Below are 722 nucleotides of genomic sequence, written 5' to 3' on the forward strand. Positions count from 1 at the left end.
TAAACACCTTTTAAATGATCTATCCATTTATCTTTATTATGTCCATAAGTCCAAAAGACTGCTGTTCGCTCAAAATATTTCCAACAGTCTTTATTTCCTTGAAATAATAAGTTTTTTGCTCTAATATGTGTGCAATTTGGATTACCATTTAGAACGCTAAATATAATATGAGTGTAATTTTTAAGTGTGTCCTTATCAGTAAAATTTTTATATTTTCTTATAAAATCTTGTTTGCAGGTTTCACCATTAATTTCACTTTCATAATTATAATGATTAATAGCTTTATTTATTAATTTCAATATCATTATTTACACTTTAATCTTATTGAACGTTTATCTATGTTGATTTGAAGTAATTTATTATTTAGTTTACCTTTTGCTTTTGCTTTTTCAATAGAATCCATCAAGTTTTTCTGATAATCTGGCATATTTCCCCATCTTCCATTAGTATTGCCTGTGATTTTTCTAATATTATTATCTGTCCATTTAGGCATATTACTTTTGCTTCTCCATTTGCTTTGACTAGTTTTTACTTCTATAATATTAATATCTCCATTAGAAGATTTTGTTACTAAGTCATAACCATGCCCAGAAGCATTTTGTACAGAACCTAAAATTTGATGACCATTATTAGATAAATATTTTGAAGCTACTTTTTCTCCCCAAGCACCTATACCACTTAAACCTAAAGGATCAATCCAAATAGTACTATTATGAGTGTAA

The 722-nt window shown here is 27.0% G+C and carries 2 protein-coding genes; both read right to left on the reverse strand.

The window, feature by feature from the left end:
- Nucleotides 1–305 (reverse strand): hypothetical protein (locus ACVC5O_RS02815; RefSeq protein WP_452219944.1); only part of this gene is annotated, 305 nt, incomplete at its 3' end.
- Nucleotides 305–722: MmcB family DNA repair protein (locus ACVC5O_RS02820; protein WP_452219945.1), on the reverse strand; the 418-nt coding region annotated here is incomplete at its 5' end. The genes ACVC5O_RS02815 and ACVC5O_RS02820, both read right to left, overlap by 1 nt.

It is taken from the genome of Lacinutrix salivirga (genome assembly GCF_053604675.1).